Source organism: Patiriisocius sp. Uisw_017 (assembly GCF_047731265.1).
Lineage (GTDB): Bacteria > Bacteroidota > Bacteroidia > Flavobacteriales > Flavobacteriaceae > Patiriisocius.
This window is the reverse complement of the sequence record NZ_CP159835.1, coordinates 3248710-3265571: the sequence shown is the minus strand read 5'-3', so window position 1 is coordinate 3265571 and position 16862 is coordinate 3248710. Positions and strand designations below refer to the sequence as shown.

The following is a 16862-nucleotide window of genomic DNA, read 5'->3' as shown; positions in this document are numbered from 1 at the left end:
TGCTTTAACAAAACAAAATCTTCTTTGTTGAAAATCAACTTTTAAAAACTATAGGAATAGCGATTATTTTCCGCCGAAAACACCTCCTAAAAGACCCCCTAACCCTCCACTAGATTTGTTAGAGTTGCTTCCACCTAGAACCATTCCTGCAATATCATCAATAACGCTACCATCATTGTCACCATCAAGAATAGATTCTATAAGACTTTGTTGTTTAGGTTGCTCAGAACCTACGCCCATAAGACTGCCTAGTAAATCTCCGATTCCGTTTGAAGAGGATACATTTTGTTTTTGCTTTCCAAGCATTCCAAGTAAAACCGGGGCAGCTACTTGTAAAATTTGCATTACACCATTGGTGTCCATACCAGATTTTTTTGAAACAGCTCCTACTACGTTATCTTGAGAACCTCCTAAAATGTGCCCTAAGATGCCAAGTCCATCTACTTTTACATCGTCATTAACGCCACCACTAAAAAGTCCGCTAAGGTTGTCCAATATACCTCCGTCGTGCTTATTATTTAAGGCATCCATTAGTCCGTCTGCTCCCTGCGGGCTATTTGCGTTTCGCTTCATAGCACCGATTAAAAGTGGCATGGCCATAGACAAAACAGAAGCCGTTTTATCTTCGGGTTGATTTGATTCTTGGCTAAGTCCACCAATTAATTGAAGGCCCATATCACTATTTAATAAGTCATAAATTCCCGCCATTTTTGTTTTAAATTTAAATTAAGACTGTTGTATACTCAATATATCGCAAATAGTGTGCGACTGTATTTAAATGAGTATGGTACAGTTTGAGTTTTCAGTTAGTAAAATAAAACAAAGGTTAACTGCGATACAGTCCTAGTATATCTTTGTTTTTTAAGCACTGGTTTATTCCCAATTTGGTCTAGTACTTTAAAGTGATTAACACTTTATTTTTTTCATTTAAAAGCTCAATAGATTCGCTTTTCGTTGGTTTGTAACTGGATACTTTAGAGAGAGAATTTAAAAATAATTTTTCATTTTCACTGATTCTAGCATCAGAGCAATATATTTTAGTAGCCCCAACTTTTGAAAAAGCTACAGCATTACCATCTATCGAATACGTTCCGAAAAACCTATTGCAACCTGCAAAACCAGTAATACTTTTTTCGTTATTCTGGAGCATTAGCGTAAGGTCTAAATCAGAAACATCACTATTGTTAATCGAAATAACTTTTAATTCTTTTTCAAACAATGTAGAGAGTTCTAATTTTTTTGTGTTATTTGAACAGGTTGATAAAATAACGGTTGAAATAAATAATATGATTGCTTTCATAAATATGATTTAAAAAAAAACCGAGTGGTCAGGGAACACTCGGTTTTTTTTGATTTGATTTTTACTTATCTATTGCTTGATAAATTTCAAAGTAATTTCATTATTTGAAACTTCATCTTTCAAAACAACAAAATATAGTCCTGTCTTATAAGAATCAACATTTATTGCTGTACTTCGGTTCGTTATCATACCGTTTGATATGTTTTGACCCAATAAGTTTATAATCCTAAAGCTAGTATTAGCCGAATTATCGCTTAACGCAATGGTTATTTGACTGTTAGCCGGATTTGGATACAATGCAACGTTTGATAATGTATTTGACTCACTACCTAAAGTACTAGCAATTCTAACTTCTGTTAATTCGCTGTCTCCAAATTCTCCACCAGAGAAGATTACCGCACCGGTATCTGTAGTAAGCTCATAAGATCCGATTCCAAACCCGCAGCAAATACCGTCCCCTGCTGTGTCAAAAATTTCAAATTCATAACATTGACTTAAATCAACATCAAAAAACTCTGTAAATAAAGTATTGTCATCAGCAGACTCTTGATATGGACCTCCATTATATAAAACCGTTCCTCCGGTAGTTCTAAATTCCCAAGTAGTTTCCTGTGCCCAATCATCAGTTAATAAATCTAATTGAACTTGGGTTGTACCAAAACTATCTCCACCAACGTCAAAAGTGTTAGAAATATTATTGTTATTAGGGTTATCGTCATTAGCTCCATTGATTTGAGTGATTTCTGCGTTTATAGTGCTCTCACCTTCTTGGAAGTCTATAGGGTCTAATACGAATTGTTCAGTTTCATTTTGAACTAAAGTCCCATTAAAATCAATCGTTTGAGCTGTTCCGCCATTAACATCCCAAGAAATTGTAGCAGATGTAATATCGTTAACCCCAAGGTTTGTTAATGAGATGGTTGGAGAAAACTCTGTAACGCCACAATCAACATCAGGAATGGTAATAGATAATGTTCCGTCCAATGCAAAAACCTCAAATGGGGGATTGCTATCGATCGTAGTAGGATTTGTTCCAGCAGGATCAAGCCAATCTTCTAATCGAGTTGTAGCTGAAGAACCAGCATCCCAAGATACAGCAAAACGACCATAAAAGTCAAGAGCATTATTGTCATTGGTGCCGGAACAAGCCGCAGCTCCTCCAAACAATTGACCAATGATTCTACCTTGAGGGTCATAAAGCGGAGAGCCTGAAGAACCTGGCTCGGTAACACCTAATTCCCATCCTTGTCCAGATCCACCTAAAATCTCCCAAGTTTGTGCTCCATTGTTTATTTCTTTTGTAGGTGCGTCATCATCTCTGCAAACTTTCATAATATCACCACTTGGATGGTGAACCCCTACCGTAAAGCTTGGAAAGTTATCTGATCTGTCCCATCCAGAAAATACACGGTTCCAATCTGATGGAATATCGTTGTTAATTTCTACAAGACAGAAATCAGCATTTGTGCTTCTGGCTCTTAAAGTGGCTCCACTAAGTGTTAAGTTTGTAGGCCCATTAGTACTGTTGTTCGTAGCTGCACAAACTGGATTCGGACTAATCCATCCAAATCTAAATGCCCAACTAGCAGGATTACTAAAACAGTGGTTTGCCGTTAAAAAAAATGGAGTACCATCATTATTAGTGTTATTAATAAGCGCACCAGTACAAAAACCAGAACTTCCAGATAATAAAATACCTACAGAGCGTTTGTTAAGTTCCTTTAATTGGTCGTAATCAGAACCCACAGAACAATCTACATCTAAGTTACAGTTTCCAGAATCGTTTAATCCTTTCTCCTGGTTAAATGTTTCAGCACTGCGATATCCATGAGTTGCCTTAGCAATATGGAGTTTTCCTGTTCCTTGCATTTTCGCAGGTTCAAAATATTCAATCCATACTTTTTCCCCTTGTACCAACCAAGTACCTAAAATACCGCTTTCTTGATTTTGAACGTGCGTATACGCGCCTAACAAATCACTACGGTCATCACTGTATAGGTAAACAGATCCTCCTTTAGGAACGTAAAATTCATCAAAAACAAAATTTAAGGATAATGCTCCCTTTGATTCTACGGCTATTCTCCATATTCTATCGCCATTATCAAGTGTTGTCCACTTGCCATCTTCAAAACCAAAATCTACGCTGTGCATAAAACCAAAGCGCCACGGTTTTTCAAATTTTGGATCATCTATTTCATCTTCGGCTTTAACAGCTTCTAGATCAAAACCTGGAAGGTTCTGTACTTCAATTTGATCTTGATCGTTTAAAGCATCCCAACTTAAAGGAGACCCTTCATTGGTTACTTGTGATGTTACCATAATGGTCAACATCAGTGCTACTAGAGTACATATTTTTTTCATTATTATAATTTTTGTTAAATATACCACTAAGAACTACTATTTTCCAAATATTTCTTTTATTTGTTCTGCTAGTTCAGTTCCAATTCTGTCCTGTGCTTCGTTGGTTGCAGCGCCAATGTGCGGACTCAAAGATATTTTATGATTCATTAAAATTTTAACAGCTGGGGTCGGTTCCTTTTCAAAGGTGTCTAAAGCAGCAAATGAAAGTTTACCACTATCCAATGCTTCAACAAGCGCTACTTCATCTATTACACCACCACGAGCCGCATTAATTATCGCAGCACCGTTTTTCATCATATCAATTTCTTTTTTACCAATTACATATTCCTTTTGAGCAGGTACGTGTAACGTTATAAAGTCAGAATGCTGAATGAGCTCAGAAACAGGTTGTGTTATTATTTTAAAGGTTACTTTCTGCCCATCATAAAAATCGAGCGTAATATCTGCCTCGTCTATAAATTTATCACTTGCAATTACTTTCATACCGCAACCCAAAGCAATTTTTGCTACTTCTCGTCCTATGCGACCAAAACCAATAATTCCAATTGTTTTTCCACGAAGCTCACTACCTTTTGCGTAGTTCTTTTTTAGATCTTTAAATTTAGAATCGCCGTCTAAAGGCATATTACGGTTGGCGTCGTATAAATAACGAACTCCTCCAAAAAGGTGGGCAAATACAAGTTCGGCTACCGATGATGATGAAGCGGCTGGCGTATTAATAACACTCAACCCTTTTTCGCGAGCATAGGATACGTCAATATTGTCCATTCCAACGCCGCCACGTCCAATAATTTTTAGGTTTGGACACGCATCGATTAATTCTTTGCGGGCAGTAGTTGCACTTCTAACTAATAATACCGAAATATTATTTTCATTAATATATTTTACTAATTGCTCTTGTGCTACATTAGTTGTTATTACCTCATAACCGTAACCTGTAAGTGCGTCAATTCCTGATTGTGATATTCCGTCGTTTGCTAATACTTTCATTGAAAATTTATTTATTTTCTCGCTAATGCGGGAAATTATTTTTATTTATTTTGTCTGAGACACGATAAATCTCTGCCTTACTTATCTACTCGAGTCAATCTACAATCCAAAATTGCACATCGAAAATTTAACTACCCTTTTTTCTCTAAGTCCTGCATTATATCTACAAGTACTTGAACACTCTCAATGAAAAGTCCATTGTACATAGAGGCTCTATAACCACCAACACTGCGGTGACCGTTTAGACCATTAATACCATTTTCTTTTAAAGCGAGGTTAAAAAATTCTGCGTGAGCATCATTAGTTAAATTAAATGTCGCGTTCATTTTTGAACGGTCTTCTTTATTGGTTACAAACCCCTTAAATAAAGGGTTCCGATCAATTTCGGTGTATAAAAGGGCTGCTTTTTTATTATTAATTTCTTCAATTTTTGCAACACCGCCTAGTTCTTTAAGCCATTCTAGCGTTAACATCGACACATATACTGGGAAAACAGCAGGTGTATTAAACATACTGTCTTTTGAGATGTGTTCTTTATAGTCTAACATAGAGGGGATGTGTCTTGATACTTTTCCTAAAATATCTTCTTTAACAACAATAAGCGTAGTACCTGCAGGCCCCATGTTTTTTTGTGCTCCAGCATATATTAAATCGAATTTTGAAAAATCCAATACACGAGAGAAAATATCACTACTCATATCGCAAACTAACGGGCAATCAGTTTCTGGAAAATGATTCATTTGAGTTCCAAAAATGGTATTGTTGCTCGTGCAATGAAAATAATCCAAACCAGAGGGAATAGTATAGTCTTTTGGGATGTAGTTAAAGTTGCTTTCTTTTGAAGAAGCTACCACATCAACGTCACCAAACAACTTTGCTTCTTTAATGGCTTTATCAGCCCAAGTTCCTGTATTTAAATATCCTGCTTTCTTTTCTAGTAGATTATAGGCCACCATTAAAAACTCAAGACTTGCGCCTCCTTGTAAAAACAAGGCTTTATACCCTTGGTTTTGTAAACCTAAATGCTCTAAGGATAGTTCACGTGCGTTTTCCATAACATCTACAAATGGTTTGCTACGGTGGGATATTTCTATAAGTGAAAGACCAGAACCATTAAAATCCTTGACAGCGTCACTCGCTTTTTCTAGGACAGATTGAGGCAGAATGCAAGGTCCTGCGCTAAAATTATGCATTTTCATATGGGTGCGTTTTTATTATTACAAAGATGTGAAAATCTGACCTTTTTATTCGGTTAAATTTATGTGAAGTTATTAACCTTGTTTCAACTAAAAATATCTTAGAATAAGATTTATTATTGATTCAGAATTTTCTTTAGGTGATCTGCCTTTTTGATTTGGAATAAATTTTAAAAATTTTATCATCTCGCATCCCGTACATCAAAGTTCCTATTCCATAAATCATATTATCGTTTGGAATATTTAAATCTATTATCGAAATAGATTGACAGTCTATCTAATGCCTAGTCTTTAAATAATTTAAAACTGTCTTTACAAATTTTATGTTTTGAAGAACCTAAAAAAATCTGACGTTAAATTTATTATTTTGAGTTTCTTTTTATTTGTTATGCGTCTACAAAGACAAAATAAACGCAACAGTATCCACATCATCTGCGTAGTCCCATAAGTTAGGACTTTGGGCTACACCAAAAGGAATATGCTCTTCAGATACAATGCATTGGATGTTTTGGGCGTGACTTGTTAATAACTGTTTAAGCTTTTCTACGGAATCATAACGTTCATAAAACACTACCGAAATTGGAGAGGAAAAGCCAGTGTCCTCTTTCAGCAACATAAATTCATTATCCAACAATTTTATATTACTCATTAAATAAACGGCTTTGTTATAGTCGTAGTTATTCATATATTTATGATTGTTGATGACTTCTTTCCAAGCATACATTCCGTTGAAGAAATGGTCCCATTCATATGTTTTTGGAACATAAATTTTTGAAACATTGCGACAGCCCAGCCCAAAATATCTAAACACATCATTTGCTAGTGTCTCCATTTGCTCTGGCGATTCCTGTCCAGTTAAAATGGCAATACTATTTCGGTTTTTTCTGATGATATTTGGGTATTTGCCGAAATAGTGGTCAAAATAAAGTGATGTATTATTACTTCCTGTTGCGATGACGGCGTCAAAGTTTTCAAGTTTTTTTTCAGTAAACGTTATTTTCTCTTTAAATCCTGGTTCTACGGAAATTAAATATGCTGTTAAAAACGGAAGTAGTTTAGCATCACTTGAGGATAGCTTTGCCAATACACTATTCCCAGTAATTAACACCGAAAGAAAATCGTGAAATCCTACCAATGGTATATTTCCGGCCATCACAATTGCTATAGTTTTAGAGGCTGTATTCGTTTCTAAAATTTTATATTTCGAAATCCATTGTTGCAGGTTTTCTTTGGTTAAAGCTTCGCTCCAACTTTTACAGGCAAAGGCTAAATTGTCTTTCGTAAACCAATTATTATTTAAATAACCAGTAGTAAGAGTAGCAAGCATTTCGTCATAAAAAGAATCATTGTTAGTAATTCCTGATTGCTTGGTTGATATTTCAGAAGAAAACTGTGATAGGAACTTCCCTAATTCAGTAAAAGCGTAAATTCTTTGTTCTAATTGCATTTGAGTTTGGCATTGCCCTTTTTAGGCATTAACTTTGTGCAAAGTTAGAAAAAGAAAATCCAATGGCTATTATCATAACAGACGAATGTATTAATTGCGGCGCTTGTGAACCCGAGTGTCCTAACACGGCTATCTATGAAGGCGCAGACGACTGGCGTTATGCAGATGGCACAAGCTTAGAAGGTAATGTAGTGTTGCCCGACGGAAAAGAAGTGGATGCAAACGAAACTCAAGAACCAGTAAGTGATGAACTTTACTACATTGTTGCAGATAAATGCACCGAATGTAAAGGCTTTCATGATGAACCACAATGCGCTGCAGTTTGTCCTGTAGATTGTTGCGTTCCAGATGAAGACGTTGTAGAAACTGAAGCTGTTTTGCTAGGAAAACAGAAATTTATGCACCCAGATTCCTAAAGAAAATAGAAGTAAGGCCACTTTGTCGTAAGGTGCAATAGGAAAAACTAAAAACAACAATTAAGAGTTAAAAGAAAACCTCTTAGCTCTTATTGGGTCTGCTTTGATAAAAGTATTACACAACCTTCTTCCAGATCTTAATGAGGCTTATTGAGCAAATAATAGTTAGTATGCTTAATGAGATTGCAGCCGTTGTTTTGCCGTAGATAAAATAGCCCGTTGCAAATAGAAAACTGTAGGTCCCAATAACCCCTAACAAAAAGCCTAGTATTTTAAAGTTGATATTTTTGAATTTACTCTCTTTACCGTATACTAAATTTTCAAAAGTATTTATAGTCTCTGCATCTGAAGGCTTGGTGAGTAATGTGACGAATATCCATCCAGCGGTCGTTATTACTACCCCAAGTATTAGCTGCCAATAGCCTTCCATCTCAAATAGCGGACTATCCATTTTTTTATTGGTGAAAAAGAAAATAGCAATTATGAAGGAAATCGCCATTGCAGCAATTTCGCTGTACGGATTAATACGTTTCCAAAACCATCTGAGGATAAACAGTAACCCAGTTCCAGCACCAATTTGGAGTAATAAATCAAAAACATCTTTGGCAGACTGAATATAGAACGAGAATAAGGCCGCGCAAATCATAAGTAAGACGGTTGAAATTCTCCCCACCAATACTTTTTGCTTTTCTGAAGCTTCTTGATTAATAAAACGACCGTAAAGGTCATTTACGATATATGAACTTCCCCAGTTGAGTTGCGTGGAGATGGTACTCATAAAAGCTGCGATTAAAGAGGTTAAAACAATACCAATTAAGCCTGCGGGTAAATACGTCATCATTGCAGCATAGGCTACATCGTGTCCTTGCATTTCAGTATTAAGGTTTGGGAATGCGGTATTAATGCTTTCAAGGCTTGGGAATAAGATTAAAGAAGCTAAACCTACTAAAATCCACGGCCAAGGGCGCAGTGCGTAATGAGCAAAATTAAAGAACAAGGTTGCCCAAGTCGCGTTTTTTTCATCTTTAGCCGCCAGCATTCTTTGTGCGATATAGCCACCACCACCAGGTTCTGCCCCAGGATACCAAGTACTCCACCATTGCACAGCAAAGGGTATAATAAAAAGTGTGATTAGCATTTCAGTATTAGAAAAATCTGGTAGAATATTTAATTTACCTACCACATTCTCGTGGTTTAATAAGTTTTGTAAACCACCAATTTCTGGTATGTTAATAATGTAAATAGTAGCCCATATAGAACCAATCATGGCAATAACAAACTGAATCATATCAGTTATCAAAACTCCTTTAAGACCTCCCAATGATGAGTATAACACAACAATAATAGACGAATAGAGCAATGTTTCTTCTTGAGAGATGCCGAGTAATATGTTTGCTATTTTAGCACCAGCCAAACACACCCCAGCCATTGTGATGACATTAAAAATAACGCCTAAATAAATGGCCCTAAAACCTCTTAAAAAACCCGCAGATTTTCCTGAATAGCGCAATTCATAAAACTCTAAATCTGTATTAATACCTGAGCGCCTCCATAGTTTTGCATAAAAGAATACCGTGAGCATTCCTGTAAGTAACATAGCCCACCAAACCCAGTTTCCCGAGACACCATTAACTCTAACAAGTTCTGTTACCAATCCTGGGGTATCTGCAGCAAAAGTTGTAGCAACCATAGAGACTCCTAAAAGCCACCACGGCATATTTCTTCCAGAAAGGAAGAATTCTTTAGTATTGGTTCCTGCTTTTTTTGAGACCACTATACCAATAACTAAGAAAATAACTAAGAAAATAATAATTAATGCCCAATCAAGTGTGGCTAACTGCATGATTTTATTGTGTTAAAGTAAAAGATCTGGCTTGTTTAACCCAATCATCACGTTCTATTCGACCCGGAAAAAAATCTATTAATGTAGTAAGAACCCTAATGTCTTTGATTTCTAAATTGCTAATTTGTTTGAAATTATAAATTCCAATTTCATTTAATTTTTGTTCGATATATGGACCTATACCATCAATTTTAGTGAGTTGATTTTTGTCATTAATACTAGCGTGACCAATAGATTCAAAATCAAGTGAAGGAATTTCTATCTTGTAATTCACATATTCACTTCTAGTGCGGTTTGCTATAGAGGATTTTGATAAATACGCTGCCTCAACATTCTCAGGTTTCTTCTTTTTTTCTTGTGGCACTGTTTTTTCGATACTTTGATGAGACTCTTTTACGACTTGAATAATTTGAGGCTTTATTTCCGTTAAAATCGTTTCTATGTTTTTGATTTTTTTGTTCTCAATTTTTAAAGAATTAATCTCTTTTTTAAGACGGTCAATAAGGGAGCGCTTGCTGGCTTTTTCAAAAAAAGTACCAGAAAAATAACCAATTAAAAAAGTACTTGTCATAAGCACGAGAATACCAATAAATTGGGTAGTTTGAAGTAATTCTATAAATTGATCAAAACGTGTCATTTTTTATCTAAATTGGATTTCAACTCGTTGATTTATATTGCGGCCTTTGATTGTAAGGTTGCTATCTATGGGTTCAATTTCTCCTTTTGACATTGCTTCAATTCGATTTTTTGAGATTTTCCCTTGAGCAATAAAATACTTTTGAACTTGTTCTGAAAATTTGAGTCCCTTTTGATAATTGTCACTGTGTTCTCCAATATCATCCGTGTGTCCTATAATGGTAATTCTGCTTCCAGGGTATTGCTTCATTATGGAACTAACCCGTTCCATAGTTTCTTTAAGGCGGTCATTTTTTAATATTCCTGAGCTAGAAAATTTTGGATAAAAAGTTATTTTTGTTGGCAATGAAACAAACTCTGCGGGCAAAGCATCAATGCGTTCTTTATTTAAGATTGCAAACTGAAAGGAAATTGCATTTTCATACCTGTCATTAACATCAAAATCTAAGTCATCGATTATTGATTTAATGACTATCTTTTCTTTGGAAATATTATTGTTTTTTAAAAGATCAGCTATCTGTTGCCCCCTTTTAATGCCTAGGTTAGGAGTTTCTAGATTTTCGGCTGCACTGTATTTTGAAATAATATGTACCTCTGTATTTGGATTGTTTTCTAAATAGGTTCGAATGGTTTTATAGAACTTTTTAAGTGATTCTGGGATACTAAGTTCTGAAGAGTTCTTAATGTATGATATACTTTCTTCAAAATTAAAAACTGCATCGCCATATTCATTTTCTAACAATAATCCAGAATTTGTATTAGTCTTAGTGTTTTCTATTGGAGTAATTTCATTGATTTGAGTGCTTTTAACTAGAGGGTTTTCTGTTGCTTCTTTAGTTGCAACATTCAAATCATCAACAATAGAAGTATTCGTTACATTATTTTTATTTATAGCGATGTTATTGTTGGGTATAAGCCACGAATAAAGCCATAAAGAGAAAAAGGACCACACGAGAAAAATAAAAAATGTGATACCGAAATTCTTCATCTAATTGTAAATAAATGTTTGGTGTTGAGTTATTGTAATTACTGGCTTGATCACAAAAATAGTGAAATATTTACTTAAATTTAACATATAATAAGGTAGTTTTAAACAACGTTCTAAACATTTTTTATCTAATTTTGTAATCTTACAATGGTAACTTTAAATTTACATCATCATATTAGAAACCACGCTTTAGCGAGGCTCTTGTGATATGTAGTCAATTTATATATAACAAACCCGCTTGAGCAATCAAGCGGGTTTTTTTATGTGACCAAAAATTATAAACTGATACATTTAAAAAATGAAATTAAGAATAGCAATACAGAAATCAGGAAGACTTCACGATGAATCACTTCAGTTATTAAAGGAATGTGGCGTTTCCATAGATAACGGAAAAGATCAATTAAAAGCGCAGGCAAAAAACTTCCCTTTGGAGGTCTATTATTTGCGCAACGGAGATATTCCACAGTATTTAAAAGACGGCATCGTTGATTGTGCGATTATTGGAGAAAATGTTTTGATAGAAAAAGGAGAAGGAATAGTGATTACAGAAAAGTTAGGTTTCTCCAAGTGCAGGGTTTCATTGGCGGTTCCTAAAGATTTTGAATATGAAAGTTTACAAGACCTTGACGGAAAACGAATAGCGACATCCTACCCTAATACGGTATTGGATTTTGTAGCAAAAAAGAACATTAGCGTAGACTTACACATTATAAACGGAAGTGTAGAAATAGCACCAAACATAGGCCTAGCAGATGGCATTTGCGATATCGTAAGCAGCGGAAGCACCCTTTTTAAAAACAATTTAAAAGAGGTTGCGGTACTCTTAAAAAGCGAAGCTGTATTGGCCGTATCTCCAACAATAATGAATGAGAGAGAGGAAATACTTGAAAAACTAAAATTTAGAATCCGTGCTGTTTTAAAAGGGAGAGATGCCAAATATGTGCTGTTAAATGCACCCAACGATTCATTAAAGAGGATAATCGAAATTTTACCAGGTATGAAAAGCCCTACAATCTTACCATTATCAGAAGAAGGATGGAGTAGTGTGCATAGCGTAATCCCACAAGGCGATTTTTGGGAAGTGATAGATAAATTAAAAGACGCTGGAGCAGAAGGTATTCTTGTGTGTCCAATAGAAAAAATGGTGTTATAAAGAACTGCAAAATGAATATAGTAAAATATCCAAAACGAGAAGATTGGGAGCTACTTCTTAAAAGGCCCACACAATCTTTTGAAAGTATTGAAGGAATAGTATTAGAAGTTTTTACTGAAGTTCAAAAAAACGGGGATACTGCAATTCAAAAATATACAGAGAAATTCGATGGAGTTTCAATGGGGAATTTTAAACTTTCTGAAGAAGAAATAGCCATAGCAAAGGTTCCAAACGAGCTCGCTGACGCAATTAATTTAGCAAAATCAAACATCGAAATATTTCATAAGGCACAAATACAAAACTCTAAAATTGTCGAGACTTCTCAAGGAGTGCAGTGTTGGCAAGAACAACGGCCTATCTCTAAGGTGGGGCTCTATATTCCAGGAGGTACGGCGCCATTGTTTTCTACGATATTAATGCTGGCAATACCAGCTCAAATAGCAGGCTGTGAAGAGATAATTTTGTGCACGCCACCAGATAAAGACGGGGCAATAAATCCTGCCATACTATATACTGCTAAATTATGCGATGTTACACAAATTTATAAAGTTGGCGGTATTCAAGCTATTGCCGCAATGACATTTGGTACGGAAACGGTTCCGAAGGTGTATAAAATCTTTGGACCTGGCAATCAATATGTAACGGTCGCAAAGCAATTTGCAACGCGATATGAGGTGGCAATAGATATGCCAGCAGGTCCCAGCGAATTACTAGTGTATGCTGATGAAACTGCAATTCCAAAATTTGTAGCATCTGATTTGTTGAGTCAAGCGGAACATGGAATAGACAGCCAAGTGGTATTAGTTACTACTTCGGAAAAGGTGTCAAGTGCTATTTTAGTTGAATTAAATGCACAATTACAAAAGCTGCCAAGAAAAATAATTGCCGAAAAAGCCGTTGAAAATTCAAAGATATTTATAGTTAAGACTGAAAAAGAAGCGGTTGACTTAATAAATGAATACGCTCCAGAACATTATATTTTGATTTCCGAAAATGAAGATTATTTTTTGGATAACATCAAAAATGCTGGCTCTGTTTTTATAGGAAATTACACGCCTGAAAGCGCCGGGGATTATGCCTCAGGCACAAATCATACGCTTCCAACAAATGGATACGCCAAGCAATATAGCGGCGTTTCTTTAGCTAGTTTTATGAAGATAATTACATTTCAGAAAATATCAGAAAGTGGCATCAAAAAAATTGGACCTTCTATAGAGTTAATGGCTGCCGCAGAAGGATTAGGGGCTCACAAGAATGCGGTTACACTAAGGCTGCAATCTTTAAAAAGCACAAATAACCAATATAATGAAAAATAAGTTTAATATCTCAAAGCTAGTTAGGCCAAACGTACTTGCTCTAAAACCCTACAGTTCTGCAAGGGACGAGTTTAAGGATGCAGCGCGGACGATGACTTTTTTAGATGCAAACGAAAACCCTTTTGAAACAAATATTAATAGATACCCAGATCCTCAGCAGCATGATTTAAAAACAATACTCGCAAAGCAAAAAGGCGCAGCTATATCACAAATACTTTTGGGTAATGGTAGTGATGAAGTACTGGATTTGATCGTTCGAGCCTTTTGTGAACCTCGTCAAGACAATGTGATAACACTTCCACCAACCTACGGAATGTATAAGGTACTGGCAGAAATCAATGCCATTGAAAACAGGGAAGTATTACTCACCAAGAATTTTGAACCGAACGTTTCAAAGATTTTAAAAACACAGGACGCTAATTCTAAAGTACTCTTTCTTTGTACTCCTAATAATCCAACGGGGAATGTTTTTTCAAAGGATTTAATAGAACAATTGCTTGAAAGTTTTAATGGACTCCTTGTTATTGACGAAGCTTATATAGATTTTTCAGAAACCGAAAGCTGGTTGTCTAGGCTAGAAGAGTTTCCAAATCTGATCATCACACAAACACTTTCAAAAGCCTATGGAATGGCGGGAATACGATTGGGTATTTGTTATGCGAGTACTGAAATTATTTCGATACTAAACAAGATAAAGCCACCGTATAATATCAATTCACTAACACAGGTTACAGCAACACAAAAAATTCGAGATATTAAGAAACTAAATATTGATAAATCATTGATTTTAAGAGATAAAGAACGATTGAAAGAAGTTTTACTTCAATTAAAATTCATTGATACGGTTTATCCTTCTCAGGCAAATTTCTTATTGGTGAAAGTAGATAACGCTACAAAACGATATGAACAATTGCTTGACAATGGCATCGTAGTTCGTGATCGTAGTTCACAACCCTTATGCGAAAACACACTCAGGCTTACGGTGGGCACGCCAGAAGAAAATAACACACTTATAAAAATATTAAAAGGCATACTATAATGAAAAAGCGCGTATTATTCATAGATAGAGACGGCACAATAATAAAAGAACCTGCCGATGAACAAATTGATTCGTTTGAAAAACTATCATTCTATCCAAAGGCATTTACCTATTTAGGCAAAATCGCAAAGGAGCTGGATTTTGAATTGGTTTTAATCACCAATCAAGATGGTTTAGGGACTGAAGTTTATCCCGAAGAAACATTTTGGCCTGTACATAATTTAGTTATTAATTCTTTTGAAAATGAAGGGGTCGTATTTGATGCCATATTTATAGACCGTTCGTTTGCCGTAGACAAATCTCCTAATCGTAAGCCAGAAATAGGCTTATTAAGCTCTTATTTTTTTGAAGAATACGATCTTGAAAACTCTTTTGTTATAGGAGACCGGTTAACTGATATGGAATTAGCTAAAAACTTGGGGGCAAAGGGTATTTTTATAAATGACGCCACTTTCTTGGGTACTGATGAGATTTCGGTTTTAGAAAACACATTAGATCCCTTTATAGCACTAGAAACTAATGATTGGCAAAAGATTTATGAGTTTTTAAAGATGCCGCAACGTTTAGCAAGGCTAGAAAGAAATACGAACGAAACCCAAATTTCCATAGTACTCAATCTTGACGGAACTGGAAAAAGCAATATTAATACAGGCATTGCTTTTTTTGATCATATGTTAGACCAGTTAGCAAGACACGGTCAGTTGGATTTAGATATTACTGTAAAGGGTGATCTCAAAGTAGATGAGCACCATACCATTGAGGATACCGCTATCGCATTAGGTGAAATCTTTAATTCAGCACTAGGAAACAAATTGGGCATGGAACGCTATGGATTTTGTTTGCCGATGGATGACTGTTTGGCACAAGTAGCTATTGATTTTGGAGGACGCAATTGGATTGTTTGGGATGCCGAATTTAAACGTGAAATGATTGGTAAAATGCCCACGGAAATGTTTTATCACTTTTTCAAAAGTTTTTCAGATGGAGCAAAAGCCAATCTTAATATTAAAGTGGAAGGTGTAAATGAACACCATAAAATTGAATCTATTTTTAAGGCATTTGCAAAAGCAATCAAGGCAGCAGTAAAACAGGATCCTGATAAAATGGTGTTGCCTTCAACTAAAGGGGTTTTATAAAGTAGAAATTAGAAAAACGAAATCTGTATTAAAAAATATAAAAATGAATATAGTGTGTTGTCTGAAAGAAAATGAAGCATCATTTTATATTGTCTAGTTTAATTATGAAAATAGCAATTATAGATTATGGTGCGGGGAACATTAAGAGCATCCAATTTGCTCTGGAGCGTTTGGGATTTAAAGGTGTTTTAACCAATGATATTTCGTTTATCAAAAATGCCGATAAGGTAATATTTCCTGGAGTTGGCGAAGCTAGTAGTGCAATGAATAAATTGGTTGAAAGCGGTTTAGATGTTCTAATACCAACATTAAAACAACCCGTCTTAGGAATTTGTTTGGGAATGCAACTTATGTGTGCTTCTAGTGAAGAAGGAACTACAAAAGGACTTTCTATTTTTCCTTCGGAAGTACTGCGATTTTCGAATAAAGTAAAAGTGCCACAGATGGGATGGAACACTATTTCAAAACTACGAAATCCCTTTTTTAAAGGAATTTTAGAAGATTCATTTATGTATTTAGTGCATAGCTATTATGTTCCTCTAAATGAGTTTGCGATTGCTGAAACCACTTACGACAAGAAATATGCTTCCGCTATGCAGAAAGATAATTTTTATGGAGTGCAATTTCATCCAGAGAAAAGTGGAGCTGTTGGAGAAGGGATTTTGAAGAACTTTATGGAGATTTAAAATTAATTCGGAAATTAAAAAAAACGAATTGGAAAATAGAAACTTTACTGCGGCAGTTAGGAACGGAAATAGGAAAATATAAATAATGAAAAAATGCAGGCTCAGGCGGTACATTTATTTAATAGTAATTATTTAAAAACATAACCAATGGAGGACATTAATATTGGAACTAAACGATTTGACATTGCTTGTTGGAAACTGTATTCTCAATTACCAAAACCACGGGAGTATAATAACTTGGTATATCAACTCTTGAAAAGTTAGAGTTCGATTGGAGCAAATTTTGTCCATTATAGCGCCTCAAATCACAGACAGATTTTATCAATGAATTAAAAATTGTGCAGGGGGAAACGAA

Annotated in this window: 15 protein-coding genes; 6 read left to right on the top strand and 9 right to left on the bottom strand. The window is 35.3% G+C overall.

Annotation, left to right across the window (positions count from 1 at the left end; genetic code table 11):
- Positions 1-63: 63 nt before the first annotated feature.
- The 6 genes from ABXT67_RS14750 to ABXT67_RS14725 form a co-directional block, all read right to left on the bottom strand.
- A complete protein-coding gene (locus ABXT67_RS14750; RefSeq protein ID WP_415374797.1) occupies positions 64-708 on the bottom strand; it encodes a DUF937 domain-containing protein in 645 nt (214 codons plus the stop codon).
- A gap of 181 nt (positions 709-889) precedes the next feature.
- Entirely contained in the window at positions 890-1300 is a 411-nt protein-coding gene (locus ABXT67_RS14745; protein WP_415374796.1) for an META domain-containing protein, read from the bottom strand.
- A gap of 69 nt (positions 1301-1369) precedes the next feature.
- Complete coding sequence (locus tag ABXT67_RS14740) at positions 1370-3661, bottom strand: T9SS type A sorting domain-containing protein (RefSeq protein ID WP_415374795.1); 2292 nt, start codon at positions 3659-3661, stop codon at positions 1370-1372.
- Positions 3662-3697: 36 nt separating this feature from the next.
- Positions 3698-4651: a D-2-hydroxyacid dehydrogenase gene (locus ABXT67_RS14735; protein WP_415374794.1), complete on the bottom strand. Its 954-nt coding sequence runs from the start codon at positions 4649-4651 to the stop codon at positions 3698-3700.
- Between the two features lie 131 nt (positions 4652-4782).
- Positions 4783-5850: a 3-phosphoserine/phosphohydroxythreonine transaminase gene (gene serC, locus ABXT67_RS14730; RefSeq protein ID WP_415374793.1), complete on the bottom strand. Its 1068-nt coding sequence runs from the start codon at positions 5848-5850 to the stop codon at positions 4783-4785.
- 391 nt (positions 5851-6241) lie between these two features.
- Positions 6242-7294, bottom strand: coding sequence for an acyl-CoA reductase (locus tag ABXT67_RS14725; protein WP_415374792.1), 1053 nt, complete (start codon positions 7292-7294; stop codon positions 6242-6244).
- Positions 7295-7356: 62 nt separating this feature from the next.
- Between ABXT67_RS14725 and ABXT67_RS14720 the strand changes: the two genes are divergently transcribed.
- Entirely contained in the window at positions 7357-7710 is a 354-nt protein-coding gene (locus ABXT67_RS14720) for a 4Fe-4S dicluster domain-containing protein (RefSeq protein ID WP_415374791.1), read from the top strand.
- A gap of 115 nt (positions 7711-7825) precedes the next feature.
- On the opposite strand, the gene ABXT67_RS14715 is transcribed toward ABXT67_RS14720, so the two are convergent.
- From ABXT67_RS14715 to ABXT67_RS14705, 3 genes are read right to left on the bottom strand one after another with little or no spacing between them, the layout of a single operon-like run.
- Positions 7826-9553, bottom strand: a complete 1728-nt coding sequence (locus tag ABXT67_RS14715; RefSeq protein WP_415374790.1) for a sodium:solute symporter family protein — start codon at positions 9551-9553, stop codon at positions 7826-7828.
- 4 nt (positions 9554-9557) lie between these two features.
- The gene (locus ABXT67_RS14710) at positions 9558-10190 is read right to left on the bottom strand and encodes a hypothetical protein (RefSeq protein WP_415374789.1); all 633 of its coding nucleotides are present in this window, start codon (positions 10188-10190) and stop codon (positions 9558-9560) included.
- 3 nt (positions 10191-10193) lie between these two features.
- Positions 10194-11177 carry an OmpA family protein gene (locus ABXT67_RS14705; protein WP_415374788.1) on the bottom strand — a complete coding sequence of 328 codons (984 nt, stop codon included), beginning with the start codon at positions 11175-11177 and terminating at the stop codon, positions 10194-10196.
- 298 nt (positions 11178-11475) lie between these two features.
- On the opposite strand from ABXT67_RS14705, the gene hisG reads away from it, so the two are divergent.
- From hisG to hisH, 5 genes are all read left to right on the top strand, one after another.
- Positions 11476-12330, top strand: coding sequence for an ATP phosphoribosyltransferase (gene hisG, locus ABXT67_RS14700; RefSeq protein WP_415374787.1), 855 nt, complete (start codon positions 11476-11478; stop codon positions 12328-12330).
- Positions 12331-12341: 11 nt separating this feature from the next.
- On the top strand, positions 12342-13646 hold the full coding sequence (gene hisD, locus ABXT67_RS14695; RefSeq protein WP_415374786.1) for a histidinol dehydrogenase: 1305 nt from the start codon (positions 12342-12344) through the stop codon (positions 13644-13646).
- Complete coding sequence (gene hisC, locus ABXT67_RS14690; RefSeq protein ID WP_415374785.1) at positions 13636-14685, top strand: histidinol-phosphate transaminase; 1050 nt, start codon at positions 13636-13638, stop codon at positions 14683-14685. The genes hisD and hisC overlap by 11 nt, the downstream gene beginning before the upstream one ends.
- A complete protein-coding gene (gene hisB, locus ABXT67_RS14685) occupies positions 14685-15821 on the top strand; it encodes a bifunctional histidinol-phosphatase/imidazoleglycerol-phosphate dehydratase HisB (protein WP_415374784.1) in 1137 nt (378 codons plus the stop codon). Before hisC ends, hisB begins: the two co-directional genes overlap by 1 nt.
- A 104-nt stretch (positions 15822-15925) precedes the next feature.
- A complete protein-coding gene (hisH, locus tag ABXT67_RS14680) occupies positions 15926-16507 on the top strand; it encodes an imidazole glycerol phosphate synthase subunit HisH (RefSeq protein WP_415374783.1) in 582 nt (193 codons plus the stop codon).
- The last annotated feature ends 355 nt before the right edge of the window (positions 16508-16862 follow it).

What these genes read in the sequence shown, in the direction of transcription:
- ABXT67_RS14750 (WP_415374797.1), bottom strand. Translation starts at nt 708, where the DNA reads ATGGCGGGAATTTATGACTTATTAAATAGTGATATGGGCCTTCAATTA.
- ABXT67_RS14745 (WP_415374796.1), bottom strand. Translation starts at nt 1,300, where the DNA reads ATGAAAGCAATCATATTATTTATTTCAACCGTTATTTTATCAACCTGT.
- ABXT67_RS14740 (WP_415374795.1), bottom strand. Translation starts at nt 3,661, where the DNA reads ATGAAAAAAATATGTACTCTAGTAGCACTGATGTTGACCATTATGGTA.
- ABXT67_RS14735 (WP_415374794.1), bottom strand. Translation starts at nt 4,651, where the DNA reads ATGAAAGTATTAGCAAACGACGGAATATCACAATCAGGAATTGACGCA.
- serC (WP_415374793.1), bottom strand. Translation starts at nt 5,850, where the DNA reads ATGAAAATGCATAATTTTAGCGCAGGACCTTGCATTCTGCCTCAATCT.
- ABXT67_RS14725 (WP_415374792.1), bottom strand. Translation starts at nt 7,294, where the DNA reads ATGCAATTAGAACAAAGAATTTACGCTTTTACTGAATTAGGGAAGTTC.
- ABXT67_RS14720 (WP_415374791.1), top strand. Translation starts at nt 7,357, where the DNA reads ATGGCTATTATCATAACAGACGAATGTATTAATTGCGGCGCTTGTGAA.
- ABXT67_RS14715 (WP_415374790.1), bottom strand. Translation starts at nt 9,553, where the DNA reads ATGCAGTTAGCCACACTTGATTGGGCATTAATTATTATTTTCTTAGTT.
- ABXT67_RS14710 (WP_415374789.1), bottom strand. Translation starts at nt 10,190, where the DNA reads ATGACACGTTTTGATCAATTTATAGAATTACTTCAAACTACCCAATTT.
- ABXT67_RS14705 (WP_415374788.1), bottom strand. Translation starts at nt 11,177, where the DNA reads ATGAAGAATTTCGGTATCACATTTTTTATTTTTCTCGTGTGGTCCTTT.
- hisG (WP_415374787.1), top strand. Translation starts at nt 11,476, where the DNA reads ATGAAATTAAGAATAGCAATACAGAAATCAGGAAGACTTCACGATGAA.
- hisD (WP_415374786.1), top strand. Translation starts at nt 12,342, where the DNA reads ATGAATATAGTAAAATATCCAAAACGAGAAGATTGGGAGCTACTTCTT.
- hisC (WP_415374785.1), top strand. Translation starts at nt 13,636, where the DNA reads ATGAAAAATAAGTTTAATATCTCAAAGCTAGTTAGGCCAAACGTACTT.
- hisB (WP_415374784.1), top strand. Translation starts at nt 14,685, where the DNA reads ATGAAAAAGCGCGTATTATTCATAGATAGAGACGGCACAATAATAAAA.
- hisH (WP_415374783.1), top strand. Translation starts at nt 15,926, where the DNA reads ATGAAAATAGCAATTATAGATTATGGTGCGGGGAACATTAAGAGCATC.